The following is a 15090-nucleotide window of genomic DNA, read 5'->3' on the forward strand; positions in this document are numbered from 1 at the left end:
CGCTACTCCTCTTCGTCGTCAGAGTCGTCATTGATCGAAGCGTTGTCACCGAAGGTGGCGTTCCGCGCCCGGAATTTGTCGATCTTGATGTGCTGGTTCTTGACCACGGAACGGACCTCGTCCTCGAGCTTCGAGGTGTCCACGTCCCGCTCCTCCAGATAACGTTGCAGTCCGGCCCGCAACGCCTGGAGCAGGAATGACGTCGTCCGCTTGATGTCCTGGATAGCCATCGGATCAACGATCACCGCACCCTCCGTCAGCTTTTCCCGGATCGAGAAGACGGCGCCGTGCTGAAGACTTCTCTTGTGCAGGACCCGGAGCCAGATCCGCCATCGCCACCAGTGCCGACGAAGGAGCCGGAAGGCTGCTCGCGCGAGGCGACCAGGGCTACCGGCCGCGTCCGCCCAGGAGTACCGCACGGCGAACCGGGCGGACAGTCCCAGATGTGTCCAGATGTCGTTGGGCAGGCTCCCGGCCCACGCCGGCGTGACATGCCCAATCCCGGGCAGAATCAGCAGTTCGCTGTGCAGGATCAAGAACTGCCCGGTCAGGTCCGCACGGACGAAGAGCGTGAGAATGATGTTCTCGTCCCAGCGCATGACCGGTACCTGCACGCAGAGATAGGTCCGCTGGAGTGCCGTGGGCGTCTCCAGCGCCCGCAGCGCCGAGGGGAGCGGCACATAACTGACCGGCGGACCGGTCGGATGATCAAGCCACTCGGGCAGCTCACCGATGCGCAGACCGTTGACGTAGGTGCGGTATCCCGACCATGCCATCGGCATGTCCTCGTTCTGCGCGATCCGCTCCAGGGCCCGGTGCAGACTTACCAACCCGACCTTCTTGGGCTCTCTACGTTTGCCGTTCGCGTCTTTCCGGCCTTTCTGCACGTCGATGTGGATCTGGAACTGCCCGAGACAGGCTCCGCTGCCCACGAACGGGTTGTTGCCGAACAACTCGCGGCGCGCCGGCATGTCGTAGACGATCAGCCGGGCCACCGAGTCGACATCGGACTGGACCGGATCCGGATGATCCGCGAGCGCCGCGAGCCTGGCCTCCCACCGCCGCGGCACCGTGCTGGGTTGCTCGCGGAGGGGCTTCACCGATGCCGACGACTGGTCGTCCTTGAAGCAGCCACGCCCCCAGCCCACAATGACGAAGGCGTACACCCCGCCGATCAGGACGACCGCGACCAACCCCGCGCCGACGATCACGGCGTCCTGCTGGCGCAGCGCGCCGCTCAGTGATCGAGCCACGACTGCTACTCCACCGACGGCCAGGACAGCGATCGACGCGAGAACCCGCCGGCCGGCTTCCCTCCGTTTCCAGAGCCGGCTGAGCCCGCCGAGCAGGGTAACCTTCCGCCACCTCAGCAGACGCCGGATCAGGAAGCCGAACACGATCACCGCGACGGCGACTCCCACCTGCGGCAGAGCACCCCGCGACCACCATCCGGCGAGAAGGGTGGCCAGACAGCCGACGATGGTCAGGCTCGTCAGGGCATCGATCGCGGAGCGCCACCGGCGAGCACGCCAGGCATGGCGGATCACTGCGACACTGTCCACCCCGAAGTTCGGCGCCCAGCCTCTCTCCCCCCGGCCCTGGAACACGTCCAGCACGGCGTTCCGGAGTCGTTCGTCCATGTTCATCGCGGCACAGAGCTGTCGCGTCGGCGTGCTGGGCCGCACCGTGAACGAGGACAGCCCCTCGCCACGGTCCGGCTCGTGGTGCTCATCATTGGTACGGACCGGTGCGGACGTCACGACCGCTCCCCCACAACGGGCGGGTTCAGCGACGCCAGCTCGTCGGCATGCGGTACCCGAAGTTGCCGGCGCACCGCCCGATAGAAGTCGAACAAGCTGGACAGAGTCCGCTCGCGCGGGCCGGCGTACGGAAAGTCAGTGGCTCTCGGATCCGTGCCGGTGGCGAGGAGGGCCTGCAGGGCCCAGGTGTGCCGGACCACGCGGCGGGCCGCCAGCTGAACCCGGTGGTCGGTAAGGATCCGTACCTCTGCCATCAGCATGTGAAGCCGACCCCTCTCCATCGTCATCCTCTCCAGCACCTCCTTCTGCTCCGCCTCGCTCGCTTTCGCGTGCTGCTCCGCCAGGTCGAGCAAGGCCCGCGCGGATGTGGCGAAGTTCGCGCTCACGTTCTGGATCGCGACGTCCCACCGCGTGTCCAGCACGACCCGCTGCCTCGACCTCTCGACGAGGACGGTCGGCACGGCGGCGGCCGCCGCCCCGACCAGAACCGGGAGCAACACCATGACCGCTTTGAGAAGATCCGCATACATGCTTCATCCCATTGCTCTTGATCAATAGCACGACAAATGTGAGTACCGTCCGGTCGCCGTCGCTTAAGGAAATATCAAGGATGGTTCCCGCAACAGACCCCGACCGCTTCCGTCGTGCTTCCGCTGCCCTTCCGACCCTGAACGCCCTGGGCCGAACCGAGTTGATCGCCAATGGGGCCGTCCGACCCCTTCCACCCAAGGCACGCGCCGTTCTTCTCCGGCTTGCCACGAGGGCCGACGAGCCGGTCGCAACGGATCTTCTGCATCGCGACGTATGGCGGGACGGACGGCAGGTCGGCCGCCCGGAACGTACCGAGATCCAGAAACGGATCACCCTTATCCGGAAAGCCGCCGGGAAATCAATTATCGAAACCATCACGTCCGGCTCGGGAACGGCCTATCGGCTCTGCCTCGGCGTCGATCAGATCGACTTTCGCAGGTTCCGCCGGATGGTCGAGCAGGCGCAGCGGTCGGACGCCGCAACAGCGGTCACCCTGCTCGAGGAGGCGATGTTCCTCTGGCGCGGCAACCCGCTGCAGGACGTGGAGCGCCTGCCGTTCGCCGGGCCGGTGATCTCCGAACTGCACCGGCTGCACAGGCTGGCCGAGTGCGAGCTGCTCCGGGCCAGCCTCGCCATGGGCGACGACGACAAGGCGCTCGCCGTGTCCGCGCGATGCGACGCGGAGGTACTCCGGGAGGCAGGACTCGCCGAAGCAGTGTCCGCCCTGAAGGAGAAGGTGCGTCGCCGTCCACGCGAGCCCCTTCGCCGCCGGATCGAGGGTCCCCCGGCGTTCACCGTCTCCGTGGTGGCGGGCGACATCTTCGCGCACCAGGACGCGCATCTGGTCGTTGGCTTCACCGACACGTTCGACACCGACACGCGAGCAGATCGGGTCATCAACGGGCGGTCACTCCAAGCGGAGACCACCCGCCGGCTCTTCGGTGGCGATCGGGACCTTATCGACCGGCGTCTACGTACCGCACTCAAGGACGTCAAGCCCGCCGGGCGGGAGACCCGGGCCGGCAAGCGCCACGGCAAACTCGTGCGATTCCCCCTGGGTACCGTTGCCCCGCTCCGCCTGGGTGAACGTCTGCTGTTCGCGCTCGCCTACAGCCACATGGGCAATGATCTGATAGCTCGCTCCTCCCTGTCCGACCTCACGAGCAGCCTCGAACGCCTGTGGGAGGCCGTCCATCTGTACGGACAGTTGCAGCCGGTCGCCGTTCCGCTGATGGGTTCCGGTCTGTCACGTATCCCGGCCGCGACGCCCACCGCGCTGGCGGTCGCCGTCATCAACTCGTTCATCAGCCACAACACTTCGACCTGGATGAGCACGGAACTTCGCGTCGTCGTGCGGCCCCAGGAGCTCGCGGGGATCGATCTGAACGAGGTCGCCGACCGTCTCGACCTTGCCGTCACCAGTCGGTAGCCCGGCGCGGAGCGGTGCCGGACGCCCGTACGCTCAGGTTCGCCCCTTCGCCGCCGATGTCAACGGCATGGAGAAGCGGACCGAGCAGGCAGCGCGCTGGATGGGCACCGGCTACAGCGACAGCCCGGACGCGGCGGCGGCGGGCACTGCCGCGGCAACCCAGGCCATCGCCGGCCGGAGCCCGGCCCTGCTGATCGTCTACTGCGCCGTCCGCTACGACTTCGCGCGCCTGCTGGACGCGGTCCGGGCGCAGGCCGACGCCGGCACCGTCATCGTGGGCTGCACCACGGCCGGTCACCTGACCCCCGGCTACGGGGACGTCGCCTCCGAGAGCGTGGTGATCGTGGCGATGGGTGGTCCCGGCCTCGAGGTGCGTGCCTCGGTGGCCCGCAACGCGTCGGCCTCGCGGCAGGAAGCCGGCGCCGTTGCCGCGGCGGGCGTGGCCGAGCTGACCAAGGAGCACCGGGCGGGCCTGCTGCTGTGCGACGGGCTGCTCGGCGAACAGGACGAGGTGGTCCGGGGCGCCTACTCCGTCGCGACCGCCATGGTGCCGCTGGTCGGCGGGTGCGCCGGTGACGACATGCGGCTGACCCTGACCCATCTGTTCTTCGGTGACCGCGACGGGGTGGAGGTGCTGACGGACGCGGTCGTCGGCGTGGCCCTGGGCTCCGACGCGAAACTGGGGGTCGGCATCGCGCACGGCTGGCACAAGCGCGGCGAGCCGATGATCGTGACCCGCAGCGAGAAAGGGCGACTGTACGAGCTCGACGGCGCACCGGCTCTCGACGTCTTCCTGGAGCGTACCGGCATCGACCCCGCGGTGCTGGAGAACGCGGGGGCGTTCGAGGCGGCTGCCTTCGCGAAGCCGCTCGGGTTGTCCCGGCGTACCGGTGAGGACATCCGGATCGCGCACAGCTGGGACCCGGAGGACCGGTCACTGCTGTTCCTGGCCGACACCCCGCAGGGTGCCCTGGCGTGGGTGATGGGCGCCGAGGAGGGGTCGATCGCCGACGCCGGAGCGGTGTCGTGCCGGCAGGCCGTCGACGCGCTGGACGGCGCCGACCCGGTCGGGTTCCTGGCCTTCGACTGCGGCATCCGCAAGGCGGTGCTCGGCCCGGACGGGGTGGAGCGGGAGATCGCCGCCATCGAACGGGAGACCGGTGGTGCTCCCCTGGCCGGCTTCTACAGCTACGGCGAGTTCGCGCGCACCCGGGGAGCACGTGGCCTGCACCGGCTCACCGTCGTGACCCTCGCGATCGCCTGAGCAACCGCCCATGACCTTGCACTGGTCGACGCACCAGCTGACCGAGTACTTCACGGCGGTCAGCGCCTCCGCCGACGAGGAGGTGGCCATCCGGGTCGCCGTGGAACGGGCTCTGGAGGCCCTCGACGCGGAGGTGGGCGCGGTCCTGCTGGCCGGTGACGACGGGGTACGCGGCCTGACCGGTCTGCCCGTGACGGTCCTGGCCGAACAGTTGCGTCCGGCCTTCCACGGTGAACCGGTGGTGGAGTTGCCGTTGCTGGGTGAGGCGAACGGAGCTCAGGCCGGCCTCGGCAGCGACATCGACGGCGAACTCGTGGTCGCGCGTGTCGACGACGAGTTCAGCACCGAGGAACGGCAGATGCTGCAAGGCATGGCCCAGGTCCTCGGGCTGGCGCTGCGCAACCTGCGGATCCTCACCACCGAGCGGGCACTGCGGGAGGAACGGGCGCTCGAAGCCCGGCAGCGACTGGAACTGCTGGAGGCGGTCCGCGCCCGGCAGGCCCTGCTGGAGACGCTGCTGTCCATCCAGCGCGCGATCTCCCGGCGCGAACCGCTGCAGTCGGTCCTGGACGCCGTCACGGACGGCGCCTCGCGACTGCTGGGGCAGGCCCCGATCGCGCTGGTGCTGGCCGACCCGGCAGAACCCGCCAGCCTCATCGTGGCTTCGCGGGCGCACTGGCCGGAGCCGGCCGGCACAGCGAACGCCGCCCGGGAACCCGCGGCCGAGGCGATCGCCGCGGAGGAGACGGTGTGCCGGTCCGGGCCGTCCGGTGAGCTGACGCTCGCCACCCCGGTCCACGTCAGCGGTGTGGTGGCGGGGAGCCTGGTCGCGGTCGGGCTCGACGCGACCGACCCCGCCGCGGAGAACGCCGGCCTGATGTCCGCGTTCGGTCAGCAGATCAGTCTGGCGCTGACCGATGCGCGCACCGTGGAGGCGGTCCGGGAGGCGTACCGCGACCCGCTCACCGGCCTGCCCAACCGCAAACGCTTCCTGGAACGTCTCGACCAGATCCTGGAGGATCCCCGGATCGGGACCGTCGTCGTGCTGTTCATCGACCTCGACCGATTCAAGTCGGTCAACGACAGCCTGGGTCACAACGCGGGCGACGAACTGCTCGCCGCGGTGAGCGAACGCATCCTCGCCTGCCTGCGAACCGGTGACATGGCGGCCCGGCTGGGTGGTGACGAGTTCGCCGTGCTGCTCGAAGGGGTCGCGGTTGAGGAGGCCCGGGCGGTCGAGGAGGCCCAGGCGGTCGCGGAACGCATCGCGGTCCAGGTCGCCGAGCCGTTCCAGGTCGCGGGCCGGCCGGTCTACATCGGTTCCAGCATCGGCATCGCGACCCGGGCGGACTGCACCGCGGCCGGTGACATGCTGGGCAACGCGGACGTCGCCATGTACCGGGCGAAGCGAGCCGGGTCCGGCCAGGTGGTGGTCTTCGAACCGGAGATGCACGCCGAACAACTGGCCCGGCTGGAGCTGCGCGCCGACCTGCAGAACGCCCTGGCCGCCGGCGAGTTCCGGCTCGACGTGCAGCCACTGGTCCGGCTGGGCACCGGCGAACTCGAGGGCGCCGAAGCACTCCTGCGGTGGCACCATCCGCGCCGCGGCCTCGTACCGCCCGACCAGTTCATCCCGATCACCGAGGAGACCGGCCTGATCAACGAGATCGGCCGGTGGGTGCTGCGCGAGTCCCTCTCACAGGTCGCCGGCTGGCGCCGGTCGCTGCCCGGCCTCACCGTCAGCGTGAACGTCTCCGCCCGGCAGATCATCGATCCCCGGTTCGTGACGGACGTGGCCGACGCGCTGGACTTCGCGGGCGTGCCGGGGAGCGCGCTCACCCTCGAACTGACCGAGACCGTGCTCACGACCGATCCGGCGAGGGCTTTGACGAACCTGCGGCTCATCAAGGAGCGCGGGGTACGCCTCGCGGTCGACGACTTCGGCACCGGGTACTCGTCGCTGTCCTACCTCCGGCAGTTCCCCGTCGACCAGGTGAAGATCGACCGCAGCTTCGTGAGCGGCGTGACCACCTCGGCGCAGGACAACGCCCTCGTGCGCGCGGTCGTCGACCTCGGGCGGGCGCTGCGCCTGGAGGTCGTGGCCGAGGGCATCGAGGACGCCGAACAGTTGCAGGCTCTGGTACGGATGGAATGTGACCTCGGTCAGGGGTACCACCTGCACCGGCCCATGGATCCGCGGCTCTTCGCGGACGTCATCCGGCTCCCCCGACCGGATCTGATCACCATCTCCCGCGGGTGAGGCATCTCCGCCTGTGCGGGCTCGTCGCGCCTGTACGGGCTCGTCGCGCCGGCGCGGACTCATCGCGCGGGCCCGGACCGGTTGCCGGGCGCCGCCGGCGTGAGGATCGTCTTGCCGGGCAGCCGTCCCGCTTCGGCATCACGGTGCACCGACGCGAGGTCGGCGAGGGGACGGGACGCGGCGATGTCGACGCGGAGCCGGCCGGCGTCGATCAGTTTCACCAGCGCCGTGAGATGCTCGGTGTCGTTGGTGACCACGAACCGCGTCGAGCGGATCTGTGGCGGGGTGAGGTGCTCGACCTCGACCGTGGCGGACACCAGGATGCCACCGGGCCGGACCAGCGGCATCAGCAGCTCGGCCTGCTCTGTCTCGACCGCGGCGAAGTTCAGCAGGACGTCGACCGGCTCGTCCAGCGCGTCGGCGAGCGCCGTGGTCGTGTAGTCGACGACCTGGTCGGCGCCGAACCCCCGGACCGCCTCGGTGCGGCCCGGACCGGCGGTCGCGACGACATGCGCCCCGGCCTGCTTGGCGAGCTGGACGGCGACACCGCCGATGCTGCCGGTGCCGTTGATCAGCACCCGCTGCCCCGCCGCGACGTCCGCGTGCACGAACACCGCCTGCCAGGCGGTAACCCCGGCCACCGGCAGCGCCGCGGCGTGCGCGAGCGGGATCGCAGCCGGTGCGGGCACCAGGTGCTCGGCTGCCGCGACCGCGAAGTCGGCGGCGGCACCCCCGTCGAGCCGGCCGACCACCCGGTGACCGACGCTGACGGTGCGCACCGAGCGGCCGACCTCGGCGACCACGCCGGCGAGATCAGTGCCCAGGGTGTACGGCATGTCGAGCGCGAACATCGACCGCAGCAGGCCGCGGCGCAGCCCGATTTCGGACGGGTTGAACGACGTCGCGGCGACCTCGACGAGAACCTGATCGTCGGCGGGCACCGGGCGGGGAACATCGTCGTGGCGGATCACGGACGGGTCACCGTACTGATGGATGCGCATGGCTTTCACGCTCTCCATCCTCGGCCCCGCAGCGAAGACAACCTATACGCTGCGATCTGCCTTTCATACGCGATCGTCTCTGTCGCCGTAGGGTGACGCGATGGACGTACTCAGCGACGTGCTCGCGGTCATGCGCACCGGTCAGCCCCGCTCGAAACAGATGACATGGCAGGCGCCCTGGTCGCAGTACTTCGCTCCGGTGCCCGGCGCCGCGGGTTTCCACGTGAACCTGGCCGGACCGTGCTGGCTGACCCGCCCGGACACCGAACCCCTCCACCTGGCGGCCGGGGACATCGTGTTCCGCCCGCACGGCCGGGGCCACACCCTGGCCGGCCACCCACCCGCCGCACCGGACACCACGGGCCCGGCGACCGTGACGCTCTGCGGCGCCTACGAGCTTGACCCCACCCTGATGCACCCGCTGCTGTACGACCTGCCGGAACTGATCCACATTCCGGCCCGGCCCGGCCGGCATCCCGGACTCCACGCCGCCGTCGACCAGCTCGCCGCCGAACTGGCACGCCCCCGGCTGGGCACTGACGCGCTCGTACCCCTGCTCCTCGACGCCCTGCTGCTGTACCTGCTGCGGGACTGGTTCGACGGGCAACCCGTGCCGCACACCACCGGCTGGGCCGCGGCCCTCAACGACCCGGTCACCGCGGCGGCGTTGCAGGCCATCCACCGCGACCCCGCCCATCCGTGGACCGTCGCCGGCCTCGCCGCCGAGGGCGGGCTGTCACGGGCGCCGTTCGCCCGCCGCTTCACCGCCCTCGTCGGCCGGCCGCCGTTGAGCTACCTCACCTGGTGGCGTCTGACCACTGCCGCACGGCGGCTGCGCGGCGACGACGCTCCACTGAGCGCCGTCGCCACCGACGTCGGGTACACCTCGGAGTTCGCGTTCGCCACCGCGTTCAAGCGCCAGTACGGCACCGCGCCCGGCAGATACCGCAGACAGCGATGAGGCCTCCGGTCAGAACGGGCAGCGCGGACTGAGCCGGGCGTACGACCCGTTCGTGAACAGGTTCCCCTCGCTGACCCGGCGGCTGTACAGGCCACACACCTTGCGGCCGCCCGCGTTCACGTAGAGCAGCAGATCCTTCGGAACCTTGGCGTAGTCGCGGGCCCGCAGCGTCGCGCCGACGGTACCGGTGCGCACCGGCCCCGGCCCGGTGTTGAAGACCAGCGACACCAGCGCGTCGAACTCCGCCTGCCGCAACGGCAGATCCGGGTGCGCGGACCGCAGCGCGCTCGCGTACGTGCGTTCCGCCTTGTCCCGCAGCATCGACTTGGCCAGGTCCTGATCCATCCGCTGCCGCTTCTCCTCGGCCGTGCACCGGCCCGCGTGCAGGGCGAACCCGTATCCGACGGTGCACGTGCCGTACCCGTCGTCGTAGGGCGCCGCCCGGAACCCCTCCCACAGGGCGATGAACTCGACACCGGCGCCGGAGACGGTCAGGTTGCGGGCCGGCTGGCGGGTTCCCGCCGCCGGGGCCTGCGGCACGTTCGCCACCGTGGGGCGGCCGAGGAACCGGGCATCGCCGAAGGTGAAGATCCCGCCGTCGCGGGCCACCATCGTGTAGCCGCCGCCGGTGGGTGTCCGCGTCATTCCCGTGACGGGCGCGTTCAGGCGTACCCCGCCGAGGCTTTTGAAGAATCCGGCGTCGCCGAAGGCGAAGACGCCGCCGTCGGATCCGGTGAGCCAGTAGCCGCGCCCGGACGGCGTGGCGGTGATGCCCACGACGTTCGAGACGCGCACGCCGAGGCCCGGCAAAGACTTGTGGAACCCGGCGTCACCGAAAGCGAACACACCACCATCAGCACCCGCCAGCCAGTAGCCACGCCCCGACGGCGTAGCGGCGATCCCCACGACGTTCGAGACGCGCACGCCGAGGCCCGGCAAAGACTTGTGGAACCCGGCGTCACCCAGGGCGAACACACCACCGTCAGCGCCGGCGAGCCAGAGGCCGCGCCCGGACGGGGAGGCGGCCGCGCCGACGATGTTCGCGACGCGCACCTTCAGGTCGGGCAGATCCTTGACGGCGGGGGCGTCACCGTACGCGGCGACCTCGCCGGATCGGGTGGCGACCCAGTAGCCACGGCCCGTCGGCGTGGCGGCGACAGCGACGGGAGTCTGCTGGAGGGTGGACGACGCGGCGATCGAGGGTGGGGCCGGTCCGAGGACGGAGAGGCCGGTGACGGAGAGGCCGGTGACGAGAGTGAGAGCGATGGCCTGGAGACGCATGGTTTCCCCTAGCGCGTGAGATTTCCGCATTTCGGGGACAAGCCTGAACCAGGGGAATCCGCCCCGCCTAGAGTGGAACGTCCGATTTGCCGCGACGGGTGGTGGGATCCGCCCGGGCAGCGCACCGCACGGCACCGGCCGGGCGGGCCACGCATCGTCCGGCCTAATCCGTTCGATGCCGGCGAGCGCGCCCGCGCACCGGCGCACCGTGCCGACGACAGGCCGGCTTGGATCAGCGGGGCAGGCTCCGTCCATGGCGAGATGTTGATCTGCTAACGATGCGAAATCGCGGTTTCAACCCCTTGATCACAGCGATTTCGTAGCGCTAGCAGATCAACACCGGCGCGCGGGCGAACCCGCCGCAGGTCAACCCGCCGCAGGCCAACCGCCGCGGGCGAACCCGCCGCGGGCGAACCCGCCGCGGGCGAACCCGCCGCGGGCGAACCCGCCGCGGGCGAACCCGCCGCAAGCCAACCCGCCGCGCGGGCGAACCGTGCGGACACCCCCGTATGGGCCGGGGGTCAGCGGTCCAGGAGCTGGGCCAGGTGCACCGCCGGGCGGTCCCGCAGGTCGGCGATCTGGGTGCGGCAGGAGAAGCCGTCGGCGAGCACGACCGCGTCCGGCGCCGCGTCCAGGGCCGGCAGCAGGTTCTGCTCGGCCACCGCCACCGAGACCTCGTAGTGCCCGATCTCGACGCCGAAGTTGCCGGCCAGGCCGCAGCAGCCGGCGAGGCGGCGGACGCTGGCGCCGGTCTCGGCGAGCAGGTCGGCGTCGCTCTTCCAGCCCAGGACGGCGTGGTGGTGGCAGTGCGGCTGGGCGACCACGTCGACGCCGGTCAGGTCCGGCGGCGTCCAGCCGGGGGTCTGCGCGAGCAGTTCGGCGAGGGTGTGCACGGACTTCGCGACGATCGCGGCGTCCTCGTTGCCGGGCAGCAGTTCGTGCACGTCGGAGCGGAGCACGGCGGTGCAGGACGGTTCGATGCCGACGATCGGGATGCCCCGGCGGGCGTCGGCGGCTAGGGCCTGGACGGTACGGCCGAGGATCTTCTTGGCCGAGTCCAGCTGACCTGTGGTGATCCACGTCAGGCCGCAGCACACGGTGCCGGACGGGAGCTGTGGCTCGTACCCCGCCGCGCGCAGGACCCGTACCGTCGCCTCCGCCACCTCGGGTGAGAAGGCGTCGGAGAAGGAGTCCGCGAAGAGCACCACCGGGGTGCGGCCCTGCGCCGCGCCGGGGGTGAAGGTGCGCCGGAAGGGGCGCCGCGCGAAGGCGGGCACGCTGCGCCGCCGGTCGACGCCGGCGGCCCAGAGCGCGAGCCGGCGGATGCCGGGCAGCCGGGTGCCGAGGTTGGCCAGGCGTGGCACCCAGCCGGCGAACCGGGCCAGCAGCGGGAGCCGGCCGAGCGTGTAGTGCGACCGCGGCCGCAGCCGCCCCCGGTAGGTCTGGTGCAGCACCTCGGACTTGTAGGTGGCCATGTCGATGCCGGTCGGGCAGTCCGACGCGCAGCCCTTGCAGGCCAGGCAGAGGTCCATTGCGTCGTGCACGGACGGGTGCGCGAACGGCAGCTCGCCGCGGACCACCTCCTGCAGCACCCGAGCCCGCCCGCGGGTGGAGTCCTTCTCCTCCCGGGTGGCCAGGAAGCTGGGGCACATCACCCCGCCTGCGGCGGAGTTGTCGGCACGGCATTTTCCGACACCGGTGCAGCGGTGTACGGCCCGAGCGAGGTCCCCGTCGTCGTGCGGATAGGCCATCGCCAGGTGTTTGACGGGGAAGCGTCCCGCGGCCCGCACGTCGGCATCGACCGGGTCCGGGTCGACGAGCACGCCGGGGTTGAGCAGGTTGCCCGGGTCGAAGGCGTGCTTGATGCCGCGGAACAGGGCGATCGCGTCCGCCGAGTACATGTGCGGCAGCAGCTCGGAGCGGGCCCGGCCGTCGCCGTGCTCGCCGGAGAGGGAACCGCCGAACTCGCCGACCAGTTTCGCCGCGTCGGTCAGGAACGCGCGCATCACCGCCGTACCGTCCGGCTGGTCCAGCGGCAGGTCCAGGCGTACGTGCATGCAACCGTCCCCGAAGTGCCCGAACGGCGCCGAGGTCATGCCGTACGCGCTGACCAGTTCGTCGAAGCGGGCCAGGTAGGCGCCCAGCTTCTCCGGCGGCACCGCCGCGTCCTCCCAGCCCGGCCAGGCCGGCTTGTCCGAGGGTGCGCGCCCGGCCAGGCCGGCGCCGTCCTCACGGATGCGCCACAGCCGGGCCTGGGTGGCCGGGTCCTCGACGACCAGGGCGTCGTCGGCGATGCCGTCGGCGGCCAGTTTCTGGGCCCGGGCCACCACCTCGCCCTGGTCGTCGCCGGCCAGTTCGACGAAGAGCCAGGCCCCGCCGCGCGGCAGCGGCGGCACCGCGTCCGGGCCGCGGCGGGCGCGCAGCACGTCGAGCAGCCGGGAGTCGAGGCCCTCGCAGGAGGTGGGTCCGTGCGCGACCACGGCCGGGGACGCCTGGCCGGCGGCGACGATGTCGCGGAAGCCGAGGACCACGACGACCCGCACGGTGGCGTCGGTGACCAGTTTGACGGTCGCCCGGGTGATCACGGCGAGGGTGCCCTCGGAGCCGACCAGGGCCTGGGTGAGGTCGAAGCGCTCGGGGAGCAGGTGGTGCGCGGCGTAACCGGAGACCTGCCGGCCGAACCTGTCGAACTCGGTGCGCGCGGTGGCCAGGTGGGCGCTCATCACGTCCTTGACGCCGGCGATCACCGAGTCGGCGCCGTGCACGCCGTCCGGGCCGGTGGTCAGTTTCTCGCCGGCCGCGGTGAGCAGGTCGAGGGCGGCGACGTTGTCGGAGGTCCGCCCGTACGCCAGGGACCGCGACCCGCACGCGTTGTTGCCGATCATCCCGCCGATGGTGCAGCGCGGATGCGTCGACGGGTCGGGCCCGAACCGCACGCCGTGCTTCACGGCCGCCTTCTGCAGCACGGCGTGCACGGTGCCGGGTTCGACCACGGCTGTCCGGGCGTCGGGGTCGATCTCGAGGACCCGGTTGAGGTGCCGGGAGAAGTCGAGCACGATGCCCCGGCCGACGGCGTTGCCGGCCACCGACGTGCCGGCGCCGCGCGAGGTCAGCGGCACCCCGGTCTCGCGGGCGACGGCGAGCGCGGCGGCCACCTCGTCGACGTGCCGGGGGCGGACCACGGCCAGCGGCGGGATCCGGTAGAGCGAGGCGTCGGACGCATACATCCCCCGGGTGCCGGCGTCGGCACGCACCTCGAGCCCGGCCCGCTGCAGGGCGCCCACCACGTCGTTCGGCTTCTCGCTCATGGGTAACATGTTACTCGTGCCTCGTCTCGCGCCGCCGGATGCCCCCTCCCCCGCCTCCTCGACCGCCGGGCCGCCCGACGCGTCGCCCCCCGCACTTGCCTTGCCGCCGGATGCGCCGTCCCTCGCTGACGGCGTCGCGCAGGCCGTGCGTGACGGTGTCGCCGCCGGGCAGCTCAGGCCCGGCACGACGTACTCGGTCTACCAGCTCGCCGACCTGCTGGGCGTCTCCCGCAGCCCGGTCCGCGAGGGCCTGCTGCGCCTGGCCGAGGCCGGCCTGGTCGAGATCCGGCGCAACCGCGGCTTCCGGGTCCTGCCACCGCAGGCCGACGACATCGAGGAGATCATCGGCATTCGCCTGGCCCTGGAACCGCCCGCCGCCCGGCACGCCGCCGAACACGGCACCGACGAGCAGCACGCCACCATCCGCGCCGCCCTGACAGCCATGGCGGCCGCTGCCGCGCGCGGCGACGACACCGCGTTCTGGCCGGCCGACCGCACCCTGCACGACCTGCTGCTGCGCGCCGCCGGCCGACCCCGCACCGCGGCCATCGTGGAGCGGCTGCGCACCACCACGGCCCTGCTCGGCCACCCCACCACCGCCAGCGGCCGCACCCTGCCCGAAATCCACGCCGAGCACGAGCCGGTCGTCACCGCCGTGCTGGCCCGCGACGGCGCCGCGGCCGAGACGGCCATGCGCACCCACCTCGAATCCACCCGGAACCTGCTGGTGGCGAACCTGCCGCACTGATATTTGTCGATGCGATAGGCCGTACGGGTCAGCGGGATCACCTCCGCTGCGGGCAGAATGCGACCATGCCGCGGCTACGCCTGATGGGCGCCCACGAGATCCGGGTCCGATTGGGCGGGATCTCCCGCCAGCGCATCTACAAGATCACCTCGCGGGCCGACTTCCCCGAACCGGTCGCCGACCTGCGCCAGGGCAAGATCTGGCTGACCAAGGACGTGGAGGCCTGGATCCGCAAGCGCCGCCCCTACCTCAACGACACCTGACCGCGCGCCGCCCGCAGAGGCGGCCGGCGCGTCCCGATCAGCGGCGCCGCAGCCCGAGCACGCGAGCCATCTCTGGTCACACCGCACACAACCCGCCGCAGCTTGACATTCAAGAAAGCTTGGGTGTCTGACGCCCTGACGTCCGCATTCGCCTCGAGCCCCTGAACCCCGCTGGGCAAGGCGCCGTCCACCGCCCGTCCGGCACGTCGCTGCGGCGGCCGCGAGATGGGCGCGGCGTGGCCTTGTTGATCTGCTAGCGATGCGAAATCGCGGTTTCAAGGCCA

11 protein-coding genes are annotated in these 15090 nt (G+C 71.2%); 6 read left to right on the forward strand and 5 right to left on the reverse strand.

Annotated features, from left to right (window positions below; translation table 11 throughout):
• Positions 1-2 precede the first annotated feature (2 nt).
• Together LPA41_RS32710 and LPA41_RS32715 are read right to left on the reverse strand one after the other, a co-directional pair.
• Positions 3-1760 (reverse strand): hypothetical protein, encoded by a 1758-nt coding sequence (locus tag LPA41_RS32710; protein ID WP_229074980.1) that lies wholly within the window; start codon positions 1758-1760, stop codon positions 3-5.
• Positions 1757-2290: a hypothetical protein gene (locus tag LPA41_RS32715; RefSeq protein WP_229074981.1), complete on the reverse strand. Its 534-nt coding sequence runs from the start codon at positions 2288-2290 to the stop codon at positions 1757-1759. Before LPA41_RS32715 ends, LPA41_RS32710 begins: the two co-directional genes overlap by 4 nt.
• 80 nt (positions 2291-2370) lie before the next feature.
• Here LPA41_RS32715 and LPA41_RS32720 point away from each other — a divergent pair, with 80 nt between their 5' ends.
• The 3 genes from LPA41_RS32720 to LPA41_RS32730 all read left to right on the forward strand — a co-directional run bounded on the left by LPA41_RS32720 (position 2371) and on the right by LPA41_RS32730 (position 7244).
• Entirely contained in the window at positions 2371-3720 is a 1350-nt protein-coding gene (locus LPA41_RS32720) for a macro domain-containing protein (RefSeq protein WP_229074982.1), read from the forward strand.
• 67 nt (positions 3721-3787) lie between these two features.
• Positions 3788-4984, forward strand: coding sequence for an FIST signal transduction protein (locus LPA41_RS32725; RefSeq protein WP_229074983.1), 1197 nt, complete (start codon positions 3788-3790; stop codon positions 4982-4984).
• 10 nt (positions 4985-4994) lie between these two features.
• Positions 4995-7244, forward strand: coding sequence for a bifunctional diguanylate cyclase/phosphodiesterase (locus LPA41_RS32730; protein WP_229074984.1), 2250 nt, complete (start codon positions 4995-4997; stop codon positions 7242-7244).
• A 59-nt stretch (positions 7245-7303) separates the two neighbouring features.
• Here the strand turns inward: LPA41_RS32730 and LPA41_RS32735 are convergent, their stop codons facing one another.
• Entirely contained in the window at positions 7304-8245 is a 942-nt protein-coding gene (locus LPA41_RS32735; protein ID WP_229074985.1) for an NADP-dependent oxidoreductase, read from the reverse strand.
• Between the two features lie 100 nt (positions 8246-8345).
• Here LPA41_RS32735 and LPA41_RS32740 point away from each other — a divergent pair, with 100 nt between their 5' ends.
• Positions 8346-9206: an AraC family transcriptional regulator gene (locus tag LPA41_RS32740; protein WP_229074986.1), complete on the forward strand. Its 861-nt coding sequence runs from the start codon at positions 8346-8348 to the stop codon at positions 9204-9206.
• A gap of 9 nt (positions 9207-9215) precedes the next feature.
• Here LPA41_RS32740 and LPA41_RS32745 read toward each other — a convergent pair whose 3' ends face one another.
• A complete protein-coding gene (locus LPA41_RS32745) occupies positions 9216-10487 on the reverse strand; it encodes a lysozyme (RefSeq protein ID WP_229074987.1) in 1272 nt (423 codons plus the stop codon).
• A gap of 521 nt (positions 10488-11008) precedes the next feature.
• Complete coding sequence (locus LPA41_RS32750; protein WP_229074988.1) at positions 11009-13795, reverse strand: FAD-binding and (Fe-S)-binding domain-containing protein; 2787 nt, start codon at positions 13793-13795, stop codon at positions 11009-11011.
• Positions 13796-13811: 16 nt separating this feature from the next.
• Here LPA41_RS32750 and LPA41_RS32755 point away from each other — a divergent pair, with 16 nt between their 5' ends.
• Both LPA41_RS32755 and LPA41_RS32760 read left to right on the forward strand, forming a co-directional pair.
• Positions 13812-14543, forward strand: a complete 732-nt coding sequence (locus tag LPA41_RS32755) for a GntR family transcriptional regulator (RefSeq protein WP_229074989.1) — start codon at positions 13812-13814, stop codon at positions 14541-14543.
• A 65-nt stretch (positions 14544-14608) separates the two neighbouring features.
• Positions 14609-14806 (forward strand): AlpA family transcriptional regulator, encoded by a 198-nt coding sequence (locus LPA41_RS32760; RefSeq protein ID WP_229074990.1) that lies wholly within the window; start codon positions 14609-14611, stop codon positions 14804-14806.
• The last annotated feature ends 284 nt before the right edge of the window (positions 14807-15090 follow it).

The organism is Actinoplanes sp. DH11 (assembly GCF_020873875.1).
In the GTDB taxonomy this organism is placed as follows: domain Bacteria; phylum Actinomycetota; class Actinomycetes; order Mycobacteriales; family Micromonosporaceae; genus Actinoplanes.

Bases quoted from the DNA above. Each gene is read 5' to 3' on its own strand.
- LPA41_RS32715 (WP_229074981.1), bottom strand. From the start codon at position 2,290: ATGTATGCGGATCTTCTCAAAGCGGTCATGGTGTTGCTCCCGGTTCTG.
- LPA41_RS32720 (WP_229074982.1), top strand. From the start codon at position 2,371: ATGGTTCCCGCAACAGACCCCGACCGCTTCCGTCGTGCTTCCGCTGCC.
- LPA41_RS32725 (WP_229074983.1), top strand. From the start codon at position 3,788: ATGGAGAAGCGGACCGAGCAGGCAGCGCGCTGGATGGGCACCGGCTAC.
- LPA41_RS32730 (WP_229074984.1), top strand. From the start codon at position 4,995: ATGACCTTGCACTGGTCGACGCACCAGCTGACCGAGTACTTCACGGCG.
- LPA41_RS32735 (WP_229074985.1), bottom strand. From the start codon at position 8,245: ATGCGCATCCATCAGTACGGTGACCCGTCCGTGATCCGCCACGACGAT.
- LPA41_RS32740 (WP_229074986.1), top strand. From the start codon at position 8,346: ATGGACGTACTCAGCGACGTGCTCGCGGTCATGCGCACCGGTCAGCCC.
- LPA41_RS32745 (WP_229074987.1), bottom strand. From the start codon at position 10,487: ATGCGTCTCCAGGCCATCGCTCTCACTCTCGTCACCGGCCTCTCCGTC.
- LPA41_RS32750 (WP_229074988.1), bottom strand. From the start codon at position 13,795: ATGAGCGAGAAGCCGAACGACGTGGTGGGCGCCCTGCAGCGGGCCGGG.
- LPA41_RS32760 (WP_229074990.1), top strand. From the start codon at position 14,609: ATGCCGCGGCTACGCCTGATGGGCGCCCACGAGATCCGGGTCCGATTG.